The sequence below is a fragment of the Actinoplanes sp. NBRC 103695 genome (genome assembly GCF_030269485.1).
Classification (GTDB): Bacteria; Actinomycetota; Actinomycetes; order Mycobacteriales; family Micromonosporaceae; genus Actinoplanes.
In genome coordinates, this window is record NZ_BSTL01000010.1 from 320,090 (window position 1) to 337,254 (window position 17,165).

19 protein-coding genes are annotated in these 17,165 nt (G+C 70.6%); 12 read left to right on the forward strand and 7 right to left on the reverse strand.

Annotation, left to right across the window (positions count from 1 at the left end; all coding sequences use genetic code 11):
- The first annotated feature begins 11 nt into the window (after window positions 1–11).
- The 4 genes from cobC to QSK31_RS20185 are packed head-to-tail and all read left to right on the forward strand — an operon-like array spanning window position 12 to window position 3,689.
- Complete coding sequence (cobC, locus tag QSK31_RS20170; RefSeq protein ID WP_285685755.1) at window positions 12–1,052, forward strand: Rv2231c family histidinol phosphate aminotransferase CobC; 1,041 nt, start codon at window positions 12–14, stop codon at window positions 1,050–1,052.
- Complete coding sequence (cobT, locus tag QSK31_RS20175) at window positions 1,049–2,101, forward strand: nicotinate-nucleotide--dimethylbenzimidazole phosphoribosyltransferase (RefSeq protein ID WP_285685757.1); 1,053 nt, start codon at window positions 1,049–1,051, stop codon at window positions 2,099–2,101. The genes cobC and cobT overlap by 4 nt, the downstream gene beginning before the upstream one ends.
- Complete coding sequence (cobA, locus tag QSK31_RS20180; protein ID WP_285685759.1) at window positions 2,098–3,285, forward strand: uroporphyrinogen-III C-methyltransferase; 1,188 nt, start codon at window positions 2,098–2,100, stop codon at window positions 3,283–3,285. The genes cobT and cobA overlap by 4 nt, the downstream gene beginning before the upstream one ends.
- A gap of 29 nt (window positions 3,286–3,314) precedes the next feature.
- Window positions 3,315–3,689: a VOC family protein gene (locus tag QSK31_RS20185; RefSeq protein WP_285685761.1), complete on the forward strand. Its 375-nt coding sequence runs from the start codon at window positions 3,315–3,317 to the stop codon at window positions 3,687–3,689.
- On the opposite strand, the gene QSK31_RS20190 is transcribed toward QSK31_RS20185, so the two are convergent.
- On the reverse strand, window positions 3,686–5,083 hold the full coding sequence (locus tag QSK31_RS20190; protein ID WP_285685763.1) for an alpha,alpha-trehalose-phosphate synthase (UDP-forming): 1,398 nt from the start codon (window positions 5,081–5,083) through the stop codon (window positions 3,686–3,688). The genes QSK31_RS20185 and QSK31_RS20190 overlap by 4 nt on opposite strands.
- A 104-nt stretch (window positions 5,084–5,187) precedes the next feature.
- Here QSK31_RS20190 and QSK31_RS20195 point away from each other — a divergent pair, with 104 nt between their 5' ends.
- From QSK31_RS20195 to QSK31_RS20215, 5 genes are all read left to right on the forward strand, one after another.
- On the forward strand, window positions 5,188–5,721 hold the full coding sequence (locus tag QSK31_RS20195; RefSeq protein WP_285685765.1) for a hypothetical protein: 534 nt from the start codon (window positions 5,188–5,190) through the stop codon (window positions 5,719–5,721).
- A gap of 99 nt (window positions 5,722–5,820) precedes the next feature.
- The gene (gene ettA, locus QSK31_RS20200; protein WP_285685767.1) at window positions 5,821–7,497 is read left to right on the forward strand and encodes an energy-dependent translational throttle protein EttA; all 1,677 of its coding nucleotides are present in this window, start codon (window positions 5,821–5,823) and stop codon (window positions 7,495–7,497) included.
- A complete protein-coding gene (locus tag QSK31_RS20205) occupies window positions 7,490–7,894 on the forward strand; it encodes an acyl-CoA thioesterase (protein ID WP_285685769.1) in 405 nt (134 codons plus the stop codon). Before ettA ends, QSK31_RS20205 begins: the two co-directional genes overlap by 8 nt.
- On the forward strand, window positions 7,891–8,538 hold the full coding sequence (locus QSK31_RS20210; protein WP_285685770.1) for a DUF8185 domain-containing protein: 648 nt from the start codon (window positions 7,891–7,893) through the stop codon (window positions 8,536–8,538). The genes QSK31_RS20205 and QSK31_RS20210 overlap by 4 nt, the downstream gene beginning before the upstream one ends.
- A 131-nt stretch (window positions 8,539–8,669) precedes the next feature.
- Entirely contained in the window at window positions 8,670–9,251 is a 582-nt protein-coding gene (locus QSK31_RS20215) for a type III secretion system chaperone family protein (protein ID WP_285685772.1), read from the forward strand.
- A 390-nt stretch (window positions 9,252–9,641) separates the two neighbouring features.
- Here the strand turns inward: QSK31_RS20215 and QSK31_RS20220 are convergent, their stop codons facing one another.
- The 4 genes from QSK31_RS20220 to QSK31_RS20235 all read right to left on the reverse strand — a co-directional run bounded on the left by QSK31_RS20220 (window position 9,642) and on the right by QSK31_RS20235 (window position 13,943).
- Window positions 9,642–10,919, reverse strand: coding sequence for a PKD domain containing protein (locus QSK31_RS20220; protein ID WP_285685774.1), 1,278 nt, complete (start codon window positions 10,917–10,919; stop codon window positions 9,642–9,644).
- 66 nt (window positions 10,920–10,985) lie between these two features.
- A complete protein-coding gene (locus QSK31_RS20225) occupies window positions 10,986–11,417 on the reverse strand; it encodes a globin (RefSeq protein WP_502872982.1) in 432 nt (143 codons plus the stop codon).
- The gene (locus QSK31_RS20230) at window positions 11,414–12,709 is read right to left on the reverse strand and encodes an MFS transporter (RefSeq protein ID WP_285685776.1); all 1,296 of its coding nucleotides are present in this window, start codon (window positions 12,707–12,709) and stop codon (window positions 11,414–11,416) included. The genes QSK31_RS20225 and QSK31_RS20230 overlap by 4 nt, the downstream gene beginning before the upstream one ends.
- A gap of 235 nt (window positions 12,710–12,944) precedes the next feature.
- The gene (locus QSK31_RS20235) at window positions 12,945–13,943 is read right to left on the reverse strand and encodes a mechanosensitive ion channel family protein (protein ID WP_502872984.1); all 999 of its coding nucleotides are present in this window, start codon (window positions 13,941–13,943) and stop codon (window positions 12,945–12,947) included.
- 344 nt (window positions 13,944–14,287) lie between these two features.
- On the opposite strand from QSK31_RS20235, the gene QSK31_RS20240 reads away from it, so the two are divergent.
- Complete coding sequence (locus QSK31_RS20240; RefSeq protein WP_285685778.1) at window positions 14,288–14,833, forward strand: HNH endonuclease; 546 nt, start codon at window positions 14,288–14,290, stop codon at window positions 14,831–14,833.
- A 142-nt stretch (window positions 14,834–14,975) separates the two neighbouring features.
- Here QSK31_RS20240 and QSK31_RS20245 read toward each other — a convergent pair whose 3' ends face one another.
- Together QSK31_RS20245 and QSK31_RS20250 are read right to left on the reverse strand one after the other, a co-directional pair.
- The gene (locus tag QSK31_RS20245) at window positions 14,976–15,758 is read right to left on the reverse strand and encodes a class F sortase (protein ID WP_285685780.1); all 783 of its coding nucleotides are present in this window, start codon (window positions 15,756–15,758) and stop codon (window positions 14,976–14,978) included.
- On the reverse strand, window positions 15,755–16,237 hold the full coding sequence (locus tag QSK31_RS20250) for a hypothetical protein (RefSeq protein ID WP_285685782.1): 483 nt from the start codon (window positions 16,235–16,237) through the stop codon (window positions 15,755–15,757). The genes QSK31_RS20245 and QSK31_RS20250 overlap by 4 nt, the downstream gene beginning before the upstream one ends.
- A 149-nt stretch (window positions 16,238–16,386) precedes the next feature.
- On the opposite strand from QSK31_RS20250, the gene ctaJ reads away from it, so the two are divergent.
- Both ctaJ and QSK31_RS20260 read left to right on the forward strand, forming a co-directional pair.
- Window positions 16,387–16,659 (forward strand): aa3-type cytochrome oxidase subunit CtaJ, encoded by a 273-nt coding sequence (gene ctaJ, locus QSK31_RS20255; RefSeq protein ID WP_285685784.1) that lies wholly within the window; start codon window positions 16,387–16,389, stop codon window positions 16,657–16,659.
- 103 nt (window positions 16,660–16,762) lie between these two features.
- Complete coding sequence (locus tag QSK31_RS20260) at window positions 16,763–17,164, forward strand: DUF5130 family protein (protein WP_285685829.1); 402 nt, start codon at window positions 16,763–16,765, stop codon at window positions 17,162–17,164.
- The last annotated feature ends 1 nt before the right edge of the window (window position 17,165 follow it).

Sequence of the window (17,165 nt, forward strand, 5' to 3'; positions counted from 1 at the left end):
ATGCTGATCTCATGACGTACGACCTGGGGCACCACGGCGATGCCGAGGTCGGCGACGGCCTGATCGACCTGGCCGTCAATGTCCGCCGTGCGCCGATGCCACGGTGGCTGTCCGAGCCGATCGCGGCATCGTTGACCTCGCTCGCGGCGTACCCGGAAGGGAGCGAAGCGACGAGGGCGGTCGCGGCCCGGCACCGCCGCGACCGCAGCGAGGTGCTGCTCACCGCGGGCGCGGCCCAGGCGTTCGTGATCATCGCGCAGGCGTTGCGCGGGGTGCGGCGGCCGGTCGTGGTGCACCCGCAGTTCACCGAGCCGGAGGCGGCGCTGCTGGCCGCGGGCCACGAGGTCGAGCGGGTGCTGCTGAGTGAGGCGGACGGCTTCCGGCTGGACGCGCGGCTGGTGCCCGCCGACAGCGACCTGGTGATCGTGGGCAACCCGACAAACCCGACATCGGTGCTGCATCCGGCGGCGGAGATCGCGAAGCTGGCCCGGCCCGGCCGGGTGCTGGTGGTGGACGAGGCGTTCGCCGACACGACGTTCCGGCCGGGTGTCGCGGGCGAGCCGGAGTCGCTGGCCGAGCGCCGCGACCTGCCCGGGCTGCTGGTGCTGCGCAGCCTGACCAAGACCTGGGCGCTGGCCGGCCTGCGAATCGGCTACGCGCTCGCCCCGGCCGGGTTGATCGAGCGTCTCGGGACGCAGCTCCCGCTGTGGCCGGTGTCCACGCCCGCGCTGGCGGCCGCTACGGTCATCGCCGGTGACCACGCCGTCGCCACGGAGCGTGTCATCGCGGAGGAACTGGCTGCGGAGCGTGCGCACCTGGTGGCCGCGCTGCGGGATGTGCCGGGCATCACGATCGCCGGCGAACCGGCCGCCGCCTTCGTCGCCGTTCGCCTGGCCGGCGCCGACAAGATCCGCCTTGAGCTGCGCCGACGCGGCTGGGCCGTCCGACGCGGCGACACCTTTCCCGGCCTGGGCCCCGACTGGCTCCGGATCGCCGTGCGCGACACTGCCACCACGGACGCGTTCGTAGAAACCCTGGAGGAGTTGCTGTGAGCCTGGAGACCACCGTCGCCGCGATCCGTCCGGCGGACGAGGCGGCCATGGCCGCGGCCCGGGAGCGGCAGGCCCGGCTGACCAAGCCGGCCGGGTCGCTGGGCGCGCTGGAGGAGCTTTCGGTACGCCTGTCCGGCCTGGCCGGACGCTGCCCGCCGCCGCTGCCCGAGCCCGCCACCGTGGCGGTCTTCGCCGGTGACCACGGGGTGCACGCCCGCAACGTCTCGCCCTGGCCGCAGGAGGTCACCGCGCAGATGGTGGCCAACTTCGTGGCCGGTGGCGCGGTGGTCAACGCGTTCGCCCGGCAGAACGGCGCGGAAGTGCTGGTCGTCGACGTGGGCGTGGCGATCCAGCTGCACGGCGGCCGCAACCTGCTGGACGCGAACATCCGCCGCGGCACCCGGGACATGACCGCCGAGCCCGCGATGACCGCCGCCGAGACCCGGCAGGCCGTCGAGACCGGCATCTCGGTGGCCCACGCGCTCGCCGACGGGGGTGCCCGCTGCCTGCTCACCGGCGACATGGGCATCGGCAACACCACCCCGGCCGCGGCCCTGATCGCCGCGTTCACCGGCCGTCCGGCCGACGAGGTGACCGGTCGCGGCACCGGCATCGACGACGAGACGTACGCCCGGAAGGTCTCGGTCATCGCCGACGCCCTCGTCCGGCACCACCCCGACCCGGCCGACCCGCTCGGCGTGCTGGCCGCGGTCGGCGGCCTGGAGCACGCCGCGCTCGCCGGTTTCCTGCTGGGCGCCGCCGAGCGCCGCATCCCGGTGATCATCGACGGCGTGATCGCGGCCTCGGCCGCCCTGGCCGCCGCCGCCCTCGCACCGGACGCCGTCGCCGCCATGGTCGCCGGGCACCTCTCGGCCGAGCCGGGCGCCGCCGTCGCGCTCGGCCACCTCGGCCTCACCCCGCTGCTCGACCTGGGCATGCGCCTCGGCGAGGGCACCGGCGCCCTGCTCGCGCTCCCGATCGTGGCCGCCGCCGTCCGCGTGCTGCACGACGTCGCCACCTTCGACTCGGCAGGTGTTTCCGAGAAATGAACCTCTATCCGATGGCTCTCCGGCTCGACGGCCGGCGCGTGCTGGTGGTCGGCGGCGGCGCGGTGGCCACCCGCAGGATGCCCGCGCTGCTCGCGGCCGGTGCGCGGGTCGAGGTCGTCTCGCCCGAGCTGACCCCGGCGCTGCGAGGGCTGGCCGACCAGGGCCGGCTGACGTGGAACGAACGTTCTTTCCACCCGGACGACGTGCGGGGCGCCTGGCTGGTGCAGGTGGCGGTCGACGATCCCGTCGCGGCGGCAGCGGTCAGTGCGGCCGCCGAGGAGCACCAGATCTTCTGCGTACGCGCGGACGACCGCGACGCGGCGACGGCCTGGACCCCGGCCGTCACCCGGCACGGCGAGATCACCGTGGCGGTGACCGACAGCGGCGACAGGCGCCGCGCCATCGGCGTCCGTGACCTGGTGGCCGGCGCCCTGGAGTCGGCGACGGCGGCCGAGCCGATGCCTGCGGGCGTGGCGCTGGTCGGCTCCGGTCCGGGCGACCCCGAGCTGATCACCGTGCTGGGCCGGCGCCTGCTCGCCGCGGCCGACGTCGTGGTCGCCGACCGGCTGGTGCCCGGGTCGCTGCTGGGCGAGTTGCGGCCGGACGCCGAGTTCGTGGACGCCGCCAAGATCCCGTACGGGCCGTCGGCCGCGCAGGAGGAGATCAACCGGATCCTGGTCGACCGGGCCAAGGCCGGGAAGTTCGTGGTGCGGCTCAAGGGCGGTGACCCGTACGTCTTCGGGCGGGGCGGCGAGGAGGCGATCGCCTGCGCCGAGGCCGGTGTCCCGGTGCGGGTGGTGCCGGGCGTGACCAGCGCGATCGCGGCGCCCGCCCTGGCCGGCATCCCGGTCACCCAGCGCGGGGTGGCACACGAGTTCACCGTGGTGTCCGGGCACGTGCCGCCGGACAGCCCGGCGTCGCTGGTGGACTGGGCGGCGCTGGCCCGGATGCGCGGGACGGTGGTCGTACTCATGGGATTGAAGAACTTGAAGTCGATCACCGAGGCGCTGATCAGGCACGGGCGGGACGACGCGACCCCGGCCGCCGTCGTCCAGGAGGGCTCGACGGACGCACAACGCAGCCTGCGCACCACCCTGGGCGCGATCGCGGCGGACGTCGTCGAGGCCGGCATCCGGCCGCCCGCGGTCGTCGTGATCGGAGAAGTCGCCGCAATCGTGGCGTGAATCTTGTGACTGAGGGGTAACTCACCGAAATGGAGCCCAGACCACAGATGATGGTTACCGGGGTTGTCCTCGATGCCCCGGACGCGAACGATTTAGCCGCCTTCTACCAGCGCCTGCTGGGCTGGTCGGTGATCTCGGAGGATCCGGGATGGGTCCGGCTGGCGGCACCCGCCGGTGGCGCCGGCCTGTCCTTCCAGACCGAGAGCGATTACCGGCGCCCGGTCTGGCCCGCGAAGCCCGGCGACCCCCAGATGAGCGTGCACCTGGACATCCAGGTGGCTGATCTGGAGGAGGCCGGGAGGCACGCCGAGAAGGCGGGCGCGACGCTGGCGGACTTCCAGCCGCAGGACGACGTCCGGGTCTACATCGACCCGGACGGCCACCCCTTCTGCCTTTACCTCTAGCTCTCGTCGGGTACGCCGAGCTCGTCCAGGAAGCTCTTCGCCCAGGCCGCGACGTCGTGGCTGCGCAGGTGGCGATGCATGGTGCGCATCCGGCGCTTCTGGTCGGACGGCTCGGCGGCCACGGCGCGCAACAGGGCGTCCTTGACGCCGTCCGGGTCGTGTGGGTTGCACAGGAACGCCTGACGCATCTCGGTCGCGGCGCCGGCGAACTCGCTGAGCACCAGCGCGCCGCCGCGGCCCTCGCGGGACGCCACATATTCCTTGGCGACCAGGTTCATGCCATCACGCAGCGGCGTGACCATCATGATGTCGGCCGCCGAGTAGAGCGCCGCCAGCTCGGCCTTGGGCATCGACTGGTGCAGGTAATGCACCGCGGGCACACCCACGCGCCCGAACTCGCCGTTGATCCGGCCCACCTCGCGCTCCACGCGTACGCGGAGGGTCTGGTAGTGCTCGACCCGCTCCCGGCTGGGCGTGGCGACCTGCACCATCACCGCGTCGCCGACCTTGAGCTTGCCGTCCGCGAGCAGCTCGCGGAACGCCTTGAGCCGCAGCTCGATGCCCTTGGTGTAGTCGAGCCGGTCGACGCCCAGGATGATCGTCTCGGGGTCGCCCAGCTCGGCCCGGATCTCCTTGGCCCGGGCCTGCACCTTGGGGTCGGCGGCGAGCCGTTCCATGTCCTTGGTGTCGATGCTGATCGGGAAGGCGCCGGCCTTCACCTTGCGGCCGTCCACCTGGATCGACTGGCCCTCGTAGCGCAGGCCGAGCAGGTGCCGGGCGAGCCGGACGAAGTTCTGTGCGGCCAGCCGCTGCTGGAAACCGACCAGGTCGGCGCCGAGCAGCCCGCGCAGCACCTCGGCGCGGAACGGCATCTGCATGAACAGCTCGATCGGCGGGAACGGGATGTGCAGGAAGAAACCGATCCGCAGGTCGGGGCGCAGCTCACGGAGCATCGCCGGCACCAGCTGGAGCTGGTAGTCCTGCACCCAGACCGTCGCGCCCTCGTCGGCCACCTCGGCCGCGGCCTCGGCGAAACGCTGGTTGACCTGCCGGTACGCCTCGCGCCACCGGCGCTTGTAGACCGGTGTCTCGACGGCGTCGTGGTAGAGCGGCCAGATCGTGGCGTTGGACTGGCCCTCGTAGTACCGCTCGAGCTCCTCGGCGCTCAGTGGCACCGGGTGGATCTTGATGCCCTCCAGCTCGAACGGGTCCGGGGCGTCGCCGTCGCCGCCCGCCCAGCCGATCCAGGTACCCCGATGCTCGACGAGGACCGGATGCAGGGCGGTGACCAGACCGCCCGGACTGGGCCGCCACTGCCGCTCGCCGTCGTCGCTGATCACCTCATCGACGGGCAGACGGTTGGCGACAACGACGAAGGAACTTCGTTCGGCCACGCTGAGTGCACCTCCGGGTCGTTGCTAGTTCCCACCGACGAGCCTACTGTGCGTAGCTGGATGCGGAGTCCCCGGTTGTGGCAGCTGGGTGGCATCCTGGTCCGGTGAGCCTGTCCGATGATCTTCCCCCGCCGCGACGGCCCCTGTTCTTCCCTGTGGTCATTGCCACCACGTTTCTCAGCATCATCGGCATCTCCGCCGGCATTCTCCTGGCCAACGAGCGCGACCGCCGCGAGGCGCTGAACCCGGTGAACAACACCCCGGCCATCGTCGACAGCCCAGCCGCGCCCGATCCTTCGCCTTCTCTGGATGGCGAGCCCTGCCGGCCGGAGACCCTCGACGCCGCCGCAAACGCCGGATACCCCGGACCGCTGGTCATAGTCCTGCATCTGCGCACCAAGAGTTCGGACGTCTACATCTGCCGGGATGCGTCCGACCAGCTCTTCTACCACGCCGACAACGGTGGCGAGGACCAGTGGATCGAGGGCGAGACCGCGCTCTTCCTGGCCGGCGTCGAGCGGCGCTCGGACGATTACCTGGCCACCGCCAACGACGGGACGACGCTCTCCGTGACCAAGAAGCGGCTGGTGGTGACCCACCGGGACGGCGGTAAGGAGACCCAGGCGGCGATCGGCTGAGGAATGCGGGGGAGGGTCGGCGGGGTTGCAACACTGGTGCCCTGGGAGGATGGGTGCCGATAGCTCACAATCGTCGTCGACACGGAGGTAGGCCGCACCGTGGCCCAGTACATCTACACGCTGGAGAAGGCGCGCAAGGCGCACGGCGACAAGGTCGTGCTCGACAACGTCACGTTGAGCTTCCTGCCCGGCGCCAAGATCGGTGTGGTCGGCCCGAACGGCGCCGGTAAGTCCACGCTGCTCAAGGTGATGGCCGGCCTGGAGACGCTGAGCAACGGCGAGGCCCGGCTGATGCCCGGCTTCACCGTGGGCATGCTCGCGCAGGAGCCGCCGCTCAACGAGACCAAGACCGTCCTCGGCAACATCGAGGAAGCGGTCGCCGAGACCAAGGCGAAACTCGACCGGTTCAACAAGATCGCCGAGGAGATGGCGACCGACTACACCGACGAGCTGATGGAAGAGATGGGCAAGCTGCAGGAGCAGCTCGACAACGTCAACGCCTGGGACCTCGACTCGCAGCTCGAGCTCGCCATGGACGCGTTGCGCTGCCCGGCGCCGGACGCCGACGTCACCCAGCTCTCCGGTGGCGAGCGCCGCCGGGTCGCCCTCTGCAAGCTGCTGCTCGAGGCGCCCGACCTGCTCCTGCTGGACGAGCCCACCAACCACCTGGACGCCGAGAGCGTGCAGTGGCTGGAGCAGCACCTGGCCAAGTACGCCGGCACCGTCATCGCCATCACGCACGACCGGTACTTCCTGGACAACGTGGCCGGCTGGATCCTCGAGCTGGACCGCGGCCGGGCGATCGGCTACGAGGGCAACTACTCGACGTACCTGGAGAAGAAGCAGCAGCGACTCTCGGTCGAGGGCCGCAAGGACGCCAAGATGAAGCGGCGGCTCTCCGAGGAGCTCGAGTGGGTCCGCTCGAACGCCAAGGCGCGGCAGACCAAGAGCAAGGCCCGCCTCGAGCGGTACGAGGAGATGGCCACCGAGGCGGAGAAGACCCGGAAGCTGGACTTCGAGGAGATCCAGATCCCGCCGGGCCCGCGCCTGGGCAACACCGTCATCGAGTCCAACGACCTGGTCAAGGGCTTCGACGACCGGGTCCTGATCAACCACCTGTCGTTCTCGCTGCCGCGCAACGGCATCGTCGGCATCATCGGCCCGAACGGCGTCGGCAAGACCACGCTGTTCAAGACCATCGTCGGGTTCGAGAAGCCGGACGCCGGCCAGGTCCGGGTCGGCGAGACCGTGTCGCTGTCGTACGTCGACCAGAACCGCTCCGGCCTGGACGGCACCAAGACCGTGTGGGAGGTCGTCTCGGACGGCCTGGACCACCTGATGGTCGGCAAGGTCGAGATGCCGTCCCGGGCGTACGTGGCCGCCTTCGGCTTCAAGGGCCCGGACCAGCAGAAGCCGGTCAAGGTCCTGTCCGGCGGCGAGCGCAACCGGCTCAACCTCGCGATGACGCTGAAGATCGGCGGCAACGTGATCCTGCTCGACGAGCCGACCAACGACCTGGACGTGGAGACGCTCTCCAGCCTGGAGAACGCGCTGCTCGACTTCCCGGGCTGCGCCGTGGTCATCTCCCACGACCGGATGTTCCTGGACCGCGTGGCCACCCACATGCTGGCGTGGGAGGGCACCGAGGAGGAACCGGACAAGTGGTTCTGGTTCGAGGGCAACTACGAGGCGTACGAGAAGAACAAGATCGACCGCCTCGGCGCCGACGCGGCACGCCCGCACCGGGTCACCTACCGCAAGCTGACTCGTGACTAAATACGTCCATGACGTGGCCGTCCGCTGGTCCGACATGGACGTGTACGGCCATGTCAACAACGCGCGCTTCCTCACCCTGTACGAGGAGGCGCGCGTCGCCATGTTCTTCCTCGCCGCGCGCGAGCAGGGCGTGACCTCGTTCGAGGAGGGCATCGTGATCTCCCGGCACGAGGTCGACTATCTGCGACCGGTGGATTTCGGACGTCCGGTCCGCATCGAGACGTGGGTCTCGCAGCTGCGTGCGGCCAGCTTCGTCGTGTCGTACGAGCTCTTCGACGAGGGTGAGCTCGCCGGGCGGGCCAAATCCTGGTGCGTGCCGTACAACCTGGCGGAGGGCTTCCCGCGCCGGCTGTCCGAGGCGGAGCGGGACTTCCTCAAGCCGTACGTCGAGCAATGAGCCTTTCCGGAATCCCGGACGCCGGCGCCTTCCTGGCGCGTCTGGTCCGGCTGGACCGCGGCGCCCCGGTGCGCCTGCGACCGTCCGGCCCGCGGGTCGCGCTGTGGGGTCACCTGCCGTGGGACGTGCTGGTCACCCGCGAGGTTGACGGCGCCGTCGAGGGCGACGTGACCGTGTCGGCCGCCGAGCTGCTGGCCACACTCTCCGTTTCGTCCCCTGAGCTTCCGCCGCGGCGTGATGCCGACTGGCGGTGGCCACTCCCGGCGCCGTCAGGTGCCGTCGTCGAGCATGTCGCCGTCTCCGAGCTCTCGCGGCTCGCCGTGGCCGCGGCCGGGACACTGCGCGAAGTCACCGGTGGTGGGCTCGGCCGGGCGGTCGGACAACGCGCCGTTCGTGACGCTTTGCTTGACCACGTTGCACTCGTAGTCACCACTGCCGATGGCGATTCAGTGGAGATTCCGCAACGACTCGTTCAGGCGGTGTCACGGATGGGATTTCTCGGACCGGCCGATGTGGAGGGTCCTGACGCGAGAGTGCTCGTCTCGGGACGCTGGGTGGGACTTTCCGCACCATATGGAGTTGCATGGCTACAGCGGGTCAAGAATCTGGCTGTTATGCCCATCTCGACTCACCCGAAAGGGTGATGGCCCATCGACTGTCCGGTCGCGCCCTCCGGTTGGGGGGATGACCTCCGAGATCTGTACGGGTAGCGTCGCTGCCCGGGGTCACCGCTACGTCCGGCGGTTCGGCCTGCTGGGGAGCGAGGTGCACAACGATGCCGTGGTGGTCATGGCGGCCAGGATCGTCCGCGGGCGGCCGGCCCGAGGCCGGTGGCGAGGTCGCGTTGCAAAGCAGCGTCCGCGTCGCGATACCCGCCCAGCGTGAGCCCGGACATGCGGCTCCGCCGGCGGAACTGTCCACGATCGACGAGGGCGACCAGGTTCAGCCAGTCACGCTGGACCGCATCGGCAAAGCCCTCGATCTGCTCGACATCCGGTTCCTCGCCGACGGCGGCGGGAGCCTGCTGGCCATGTGGGAACGGCACGCGGTGCTGTTCACCCTCGAAGGGCCCGACGACGAGATCCTGGTGATGCGAGCCCGGCCGCACTCCACCGTGCCGCCGGACTGGGCCGACCGGGCCTACCGCGTCGTCAACGAGTGGAACCACACCCGCCGGTTCTGCAAGGCGTATGTGGGCGACCCGACCGAGCGGGGGCAGCTTCCGATCTACGCGGAGCTGCAGGTGCCGCTCAACTCGGGGGCTCATGATGCCCTGCTTGTGGAGATGCTGGACTGCGGTGCTGCTGTTGCCACGTCGTTTGTGGACTGGCTGCATGATGAGGGTGCTCTGCTTTAACCCGGGTTGGGCTTGGGTTAGGCCGGGTTGGGCTTGGGTTATCCCGGGTGGGGCTTGGGTTGCCTGGGTGGGGCTTGGGTTAGCCCGGGATGGGCTGGGCTGGGTGCGGTGACGTGCTGTTTTTGGATTTGCTGGGTGTGTACGGCTGCTGAGCTGGCTGGTCGTCGCTTCGCTCCTCCGGGCATTTCGCCCCGGGGAGCTGACGACTTGGCCACGAAAAAGCACCTCGGCTTCGCCTGGCACTTTTTCGCGGCCAAGTCGTCAGCGGGCGAAATGCGGGTGGTTGCGCTTTCCCGCCTGCGGGTGGTTGCGCTTTGCCCGCTTGCGGGTGGTTGCGCTTTGCCCGCTTGCGGGTGGTTGCGCTTTGCCCTCTTGTTGCTTCGCTTTGTGTTAGTTGAGCGGGAACATGCCGACTCGGCCGTGGTACTCCCTGCCCAGCTTGTCTGTGTCGCTACCTACCAGCAGGCCGTTGGCGGTGGGGATCAGTGCCCTTACGCCTACGCCTCGGCTGCGGGAAGGATTCCACGGGAGGGACTTTCCGGTGGTGGGGCTTACTGCGCCGATGCCCTCGCGCTTGACTGCGCCGGCTCCGGGGCCCTTGGCGTCGCTGCCGTAAGGGTTGTCCTGGTAACGCTGGTGGCCGCCCAGGTAGACCGCGGCGCCCGTTACCGCCACCGCGTAGAGGGAGTCGCCGCCTGTCCGCTGGACCCAGGTCGGGTTGTGCAGGCCGGCGCCGGCCACCTCGAAACGGGCCGCCGAGTCGCACAGCTTGACCGGGGACGAGGCGCGGCCGGTCGCGGCCACCACCAGGTAGCGGCCGTCCGGCGAGAACTTGACCTGCCGCAGGTAGGTGTCGAAGCCCGCCATGCACACCGGCTTGTAGGCGTTGGTGTACCAGCTGGACAGCGAGGCGGTCGCGCCGCTGACATCGAACATGGCGATCTGCGTACGGTCCGCGGAGCCCGCCTTGAGGATCGCCCCGATCGCGATCAGCTTGGTGCCGTCCGCGGTGACGTCGAGGTGCTCGACCCGGGCCCGCTGCAGGCCGGGCGCGGAGAGCCGGGCGTCGAAACCGCGGTCCACCGCGCCGGTGTTCGCGTCCATCCGGGCCAGCGCGACCCGGGGCGTGCCGCTGATCGCGGTGAACGTGCCACCCGCGTAGAGCCACCTGCCGCGGACCGCGAGCGCCCGGGCGTCACCCCAGTTCTGCGTCGCGAGGAAGCCGGGAACCCGCTGGCTGTTGCTCAGGGACACCCGGGCCAGGCCGCGCTGGGCGGCGCCGTTCACCGTCTTGAACGCCCCACCCAGATAGACCGTGCCACCGGCGCCGGCCGCGAGGGAGTACACGGCGCCGTCGACGGACGGGGCGAACGGGCGGACAACGCCGTCGTTCAGGCCGTACGCGAAGATGTTGCGACGGGCGTACGTCCTGGTTTTGCTGCTGTTGGTGACCTCGGTGAAGCTCCCGGCGACCACGACGGTGTCACCCACCACGGCGATGGCCCACACGGTGCCGCCGGTCACATGCGGGGTGAAGTCCACGGGATTGACCGAGACCACTTTGGGGTGGGCCAGATCGGCGGCGGCCGGTCCCGCGACGGCCAGACCGGCGGCGGTCAGCAGAGCGGTGGCGGTCAGCAGGGCGGCGGCGGAGAGGCGTCGACGCATGTTGGGCGGCTCCAGAGTCGGGTGGCGGTCAACCCGATCAACGAACAAGCCGTCCCATGGATGCGATCAGTCCGAGTTCACCATGAATTGGGCGGCTTTCTCCAAATAGTTCCAGAGGGCCGAATAGTGCGGTTCTGGCAGACCAAGAGAGTCGACCGCCGTACGCATGTGCTTGAGCCACGCGTCGCGCGCCGCCGGGCTCACCTGGAAGGGCGCGTGCCGCATCCGCAGCCGGGGATGCCCGCGGGACGCCGAGTACGTGTTCGGGCCGCCCCAGTACTGCATCAGGAACAGCGTCAGCCGGTCGGCGGCCGGGCCCAGGTCCTCCTCCGGGTACATCGGCCGGAGGATCGGATCACCGGCCACGCCCTCGTAGAAGACGTCGACCAGGCGCCGGAACGTCGGCTCACCACCGACCGCGACGAAGAAGCTCGCCTCCTCGACCGGTGGCGGTTCCTTGGCCGCCGGCGTCAGCGGCAACTCTCGGGGTGCGGTCACCCATCCATCCTGCCAGCCGCCTCGCGGAACCGCGGACGGGCGGGAGGTGGCGTCTCGGCCACCGCCTCCGCCTGCGGTCCGGTCCGCGGCCAGCGCAGGGCCTGCACCACCATCAGCCCGACCCCGCCGACGCTCCACAACCCGACCACCAGAGGCACCGACGCGCGGTCGGCCAGAAAGCCGGTGAGCAGCACCGCACCGCCCTGGGCGACCTGCAGACCCTGCTGCATCACGCCGAAGGCGCGGGCCCGGTAGCCGTGCGGCAGGCAGAGCACGAACTGGGTGTTCAGCGTCGGCATCAGGCCGCCCAGCGCGGCGCCGGACAGCAGCGTGAGCATCACCACAACCGGCACGGGCGGGGCGGTGAGCGCTGGGACCAGAATGAGCGGCGCCAGCACGGCCAGCGGCCGGATCAGCCGGTGCCGGGTGGCCTGGGTGACCAGCCGGCCGGTGATCAGGCCGCCGATCACGAAGCCGACCGGACCGGCCGCCATGATCAGTCCCTGGTCGACGCCGCGGGTCACCGAGCTCGGGTCGCCCTGCGCGGCCCACGCCGCGGCCAGGCCCTCGGGCACGATCGAGAACGCCGAGATGGAGAAGGCGAGCAGCGCGATCGCGCGCAGCGCGGGGCTGCCGAAGACCAGGCGGAACCCGTCCGCCGACTCACGCAACAGGTGGGTGCGCTGCTCCTCGGGCATCGCGGGCGGCCGACGTCCGATCCCGCCGCCGACCAGCAGCGCCGACACGGCGAACAGCACGCCGACCAGAACCATCGCCAGATGCGGGTTCAGCGCCGCCGCCACGGCCGCGCCGATCAGGTAGCCGCCGACCTGCGCGGCCTGGACGGTGGTGGCGTTCGCGGCCATCGCCACGGCCAGCTGGGCCCGGCTCAGGATCACCGGCATCAGCGCCGACCGGGCGGCCTGGATCGGCACGCCGGCCAGGGTCACCGCGAAGAGCAGGCCGAGGATCGCCGGCCACGGCACGCCGGGGACGACCAGGATCAGGATCAGGGCGGCGCGGGTCAGGTCGCCGAGGACCATCACCGATCGGTACGAGTGCCGCTCGGCGACCGCGGCGAGCAGGGGACCGAAGAGCAGCCACGGCAGATAGCTGGTGGCGAAGGCGGCCGCGGACAGCGTGACCGACTCGGTGCGCTCGTAGACGAGGACGGTGACCGCGGCCCGGGCCAGATAGTCGCCGATCCAGGAGGCGACGAGAGCGAGATAGACCGCGCGGTACTCGGACACGGCGAAGACGTCCCGGAAGGTCACCGGTCGGTCGTCGGACACCCGCCCCCCGCTCTGTTGGACAACCACACCCGCTCGCGAACTTGTAGCTGCACGTGCAGATGCTCTGTGCGGGATTCTGCCCGATCGGCCGACCGGTGGCTAGGGCGTACGGCGGGATAAGACCTCATTCGGGCGAGATTGGACATCACCCGTTCGCCTGACCTGGGCCTTTGATCGGGCCCTCGGGCAGGGTCACTCGGTCGGGCCTTTCAGCCGGGCCTTTCAGCTGGGCCTTTCAGCTGGGTCCGCCGGTCTCGCTCGCGGAGCCGTACGGGGCGGCGGGCCGGGGGAGCAGTCGCGAGGCGGCGATCCGACCGGAGATGCCGGACGTCTCCAGCGACTCGGACAGGGCCCGGCGCAACTCCCGCTGCACGGCGATCTGCCCGTCCGCGGTGGTCTTGGCGATCGTCCGGATGGTGGCGCCGTCCACCGTGATGGTCTCCACACCGACCACGTCCGGCGGCTCGAGGAACTCGGTGGCGTGCGCCGGGTCCTCGGCGACGCGCAGCGCGGCCGTCCGCATCACCGACATCGCCTCCTCCGAGTTGACGAAGCCGATCGGGATGTCGATCACCACCATGGCCCAGCCCTGGCTCTTGTTGCCGACCCGCAGGATCTCGCCGTTGCGGACGTACCAGAGCACGCCGCGCGCGTCGCGGACCGTCGTGATCCGCAGGCCGACCGACTCCACCACCCCACTCGCGTCGCCCAGGTCGACCGAGTCGCCGACGCCGTACTGGTCCTCCAGCAGCATGAACAAGCCGGCGATCAGGTCCTTGACCAGGCTCTGCGCGCCGAAACCGAGCGCCACGCCGACGATCCCGGCGCTGGCCAGCAGCGGCGCCAGATTGAAGCCGAACTCGCCCATCACCAGCAGCACCGCGATGGTGAACACGATCGCGGTGACGAAGCTGCGCAGCACCGACCCGATCGCCTCGGCGCGCTGCCGCCGGCGCTCCGGGATGAACGTGCCCTCCTCCGCGGTCTGCGCGGTGCGCTCCTTCAGAGGCTTCAGAAGGGCCGGCATCGACGCGCGGGAGGTGCTGTTGGCGAGACGCTGGATCGCCCGGTGGATGATCCAGCGGATCAGCATCGCGGCCAGGATGATGCCGATCACCCGGAGCGGTTTCAAGATGATCACGTAGCTGCTGTTCGCCAGCCACTGGTTGCCGGTGAGGTCGTAGACCTGGCGGCACAGCGCGTCGGCGTTGCAGCCGTCGGTGATGTCCTTGATGCTCGGCGTCGAGAAGTCGAAGCCGGGGGAGGACGAACCGGGATCAGGAGTTGGAGCTAAGGGAAACACGGGACACCAACCTACCGTGCCGCTACCGGCGCCTGGTCCTTCGGACGGCGCGGAGAACCCGAGCCTCGAACGAGGCTATGGACGCCCTCCCTCCTACGGGGGACCTCAGACGTTTACCGGGCGGCCACAGATTGTGCTCGCAATTCCGTGATTCATCAGGGACTATTGGCGCACGGGTACCGGAGATCGCCGGGCTCCCCGGCGTATACATCCAGCACACGTCCAGCACATCGGGAGCGGTGAAGAGCAACACACACTCCGAAGGGTGATCAACGATGCCTGACATACGACCCACAGTGGGCTCATCCGCGTTGGTTTTGAACGCTACCTACGAGCCCTTGTGCGTCGTATCGGTGCGTCGAGCGACCATCCTCGTGCTGACCGCTAAGGCAGAGTGTGTCTCCGACGGCGACGGACTGCTGCACAGCGCCCATCACACGCTCCCGATCCCGTCCGTGGTTCGGTTGACGCGATACGTGAAGGTTCCCTACCGCACCCACATCGGCCTCTCCCGCCGTGCCATCTTCGCGCGCGACGGCGGCCGCTGCGCCTACTGCCGGGGCTCCGCCGAGACCATCGACCACGTCTTCCCGCGCAGCCGTGGTGGCCTGCACGCCTGGGACAACGTGGTGGCCGCCTGCGCCAAGTGCAACCACAGCAAGGGCGACAAGACCCCGGGCGAGCTGGGCTGGCGGCTGCACCAGGCGCCGGCCGCACCGCGGGGCGTGGCCTGGCGGGTGCTCGGCCACCGCACGCCCGACCCGCGCTGGTCCGACTGGCTCGACCTCCCGACCGTGCCCGCCGCGGCCGAGGCCGCCTGACGCGGGGCGAGGCCGCCTGACGCGGGGCCGAGGTTGCCGGACGCGGGACGGAGCCGCCTGATGCGGGGCGAGGCTGCCTGACGCTGAGCGGTGCGGCCGCTTGGTGAGGCACGGCCGATTTGGCGGGCTCCGGGGCGGCGGCCTAGCGTTTCCGGGTGCCGGTCAGGCTGGCGAAGACCACGATGTTGTCGCTGTAGCCCTGAGCGCCGCCCAGCCACGTTCCGCCGCAGGTGACCAGCCGCAGCGACGGCCTGCTGTAGTCGGCGTACACGCGCTGGATCGGCAGTTTCGCCTTGCCGAAGTTCTCCACCGAGTTGATCGTGAAGAGCGCCACCTCGCGATCGTCCCGCAGCACCTCGATGACCTGACCGGGCTTCAGCTTGGCCAGGTGGTGGAAGACCGACGGGCCGGTGCGGGTGTCCGCGTGCCCGACGATCAGCGCCGGGCCGAACTGGCCCGGCGTCGGCCCCTGGTCGAACCAGCCGGCCTCGTTGTGGCGCTGCAGCGGCGGCACGTCCACCGAGCCGTCCTTCGCCAGCCCGACGTCGAGGATCGGCGCCTCCACCTTGATCGCCGGGATGGTCAGCCGCAGCGGGCGGCTCGGCTCCAGCACCGGGAAGGCCCGCGGCGGGGGCTCGTCCGGGCCGCGGAACCAGCTGCCGATGTCCAGGCTGGTGGCGTTGCCCAGGCCCATGCCCACACAGAACAGCCCGAGGAAGACCAGCCCGCCGGCGATCCAGCCGATCGGCAGCCGCCCACGCCGCACCGCCCGGACCGGCCGGGGCGCTCCCGCCACGCGCGGCCTGGCGAAGCGCTGCCCGGTGACTCGCTGCCCGGTGACGCGCGGCCCGGCGACGCGCTGCCGGGGCACGACGACGGCCGGGCGCTTCCCGCGCACCGAATCCGGCAGGCGGGCGGGACTCATCCCAGACGCCGGCGGCGCAGGGCGACCAGGGCGAGCACGAAACCGGCCAGGATCGCGGCCGCCCCGCCGCCGATCAGCAGCGGCGCCTGCCGGCCGGGCGCGGTGCCCCCGCCGCCGGTGGCCGGGCCCCGGGTCGGCTCGACACGAGCCACCACATGCAGGTCCGACGTGGCGGTCTGCCTGTCCGGGCAGCGCAGAGTCACCCGGTAGTCGCCGGCCTTCGTGTCCCGCGCGATGCGCACGGTCGCGGTCAGGAAACCGAAACTCGGCTTGACCTGGACCGAACCCCACGGATCGGCGGCCACCGTCGCCGGATTCAGGTTGTCGGTGCAGCTCGCGCGGACGCCGATCTCGTCGCCGGCGCGTACCGTGCTCGGGTTGGTCTCCACGAAGACCGCGGCCGCCGCTGACGCGGGAGTGGGCGCGGCGAAGATCAAGACGGCTAGCGCCGCAAGTGCGGCCGGGACGGACCTGCGCATTGAGTTCCCCCTCGACACGATCATCGCCGAACGGCGCGTGAGGGTGATTTTCGCACCTGAAGGCGTAATCCGCCGAGATCCCCATCGCATGAGATGCGGGTATGAGACCCGACGGCGTGGGAGAACCCGCACTCCGCTACCGTGAGGGCGTGTCCGTGCTGAACACTGTCCTGGTCTACGCGCTGATCCCGCTCGCGGTCATCGCGATCGTGGTCATGCTGGCCCGTGCCGGCAGCGACTCCGGGCGCCCCTCGCGGCGCTACCGACCGGGCCGTCCCTACGACTTCGCACCGACCTGGTTCCTCGCCGCCCCGGAGCGGACCGGACCCGCGGTGCCCGCCATCGAGGCCGGCGTCATCGAGGGTTCGGACGGCCGGCCCGTCCGCCCCGGCCCGGTTGGAGGCGCAAGTGACCGCTGGTGACCAGACCGCACTGAAGCGCTCGACCACAGGCGTGGACGGACCCGAGGGCACCTCGCAGGGGCCCCACCCGTCAAGCTCGGTGGAGACGCCGGGCGGTCCCACACTGACCGAGGACCCGCACAAGTCCGAGCCGGCGGCCGCCGCGCTGGAAGGCCCGTTCACCACCCGGCAACTGCTCCGCCTGGACGAGGCGATGCGCGTCGCCGACCAGCAGACCGGGCTGATCTTCAGCGTCTACGTCGGCGAGCTTGCCGAGCCGGTCCGCCAGACGGCCGAAAACCTGCACCGCGAGATCGCCGGCTCCCCGCTGGCGGTGCTGATCGCGGTGTCACCCAACCAGCGCGTGCTGGAGATCGTGACCGGGAGCGAGGCACGTAAGCGCATCTCCGACCGGGATGCCAAGCTGGCTGCCTTGTCGATGGCCGCTTCGTTCGCGGGTGGGGACCTGGCTGGCGGGGTGCTGTCGGGCTTGGACCAACTGGCTACTCACGCTGGTAAACACTGAG

Bases quoted from the DNA above. Each gene is read 5' to 3' on its own strand.
- QSK31_RS20250 (WP_285685782.1), bottom strand. From the start codon at position 16,237: ATGCGCAGGTCCGTCCCGGCCGCACTTGCGGCGCTAGCCGTCTTGATC.
- QSK31_RS20210 (WP_285685770.1), top strand. From the start codon at position 7,891: ATGAGCCTTTCCGGAATCCCGGACGCCGGCGCCTTCCTGGCGCGTCTG.
- cobC (WP_285685755.1), top strand. From the start codon at position 12: ATGACGTACGACCTGGGGCACCACGGCGATGCCGAGGTCGGCGACGGC.
- QSK31_RS20215 (WP_285685772.1), top strand. From the start codon at position 8,670: ATGCCGTGGTGGTCATGGCGGCCAGGATCGTCCGCGGGCGGCCGGCCC.
- cobA (WP_285685759.1), top strand. From the start codon at position 2,098: ATGAACCTCTATCCGATGGCTCTCCGGCTCGACGGCCGGCGCGTGCTG.
- QSK31_RS20245 (WP_285685780.1), bottom strand. From the start codon at position 15,758: ATGAGTCCCGCCCGCCTGCCGGATTCGGTGCGCGGGAAGCGCCCGGCC.
- QSK31_RS20240 (WP_285685778.1), top strand. From the start codon at position 14,288: ATGCCTGACATACGACCCACAGTGGGCTCATCCGCGTTGGTTTTGAAC.
- QSK31_RS20185 (WP_285685761.1), top strand. From the start codon at position 3,315: ATGGAGCCCAGACCACAGATGATGGTTACCGGGGTTGTCCTCGATGCC.
- QSK31_RS20220 (WP_285685774.1), bottom strand. From the start codon at position 10,919: ATGCGTCGACGCCTCTCCGCCGCCGCCCTGCTGACCGCCACCGCTCTG.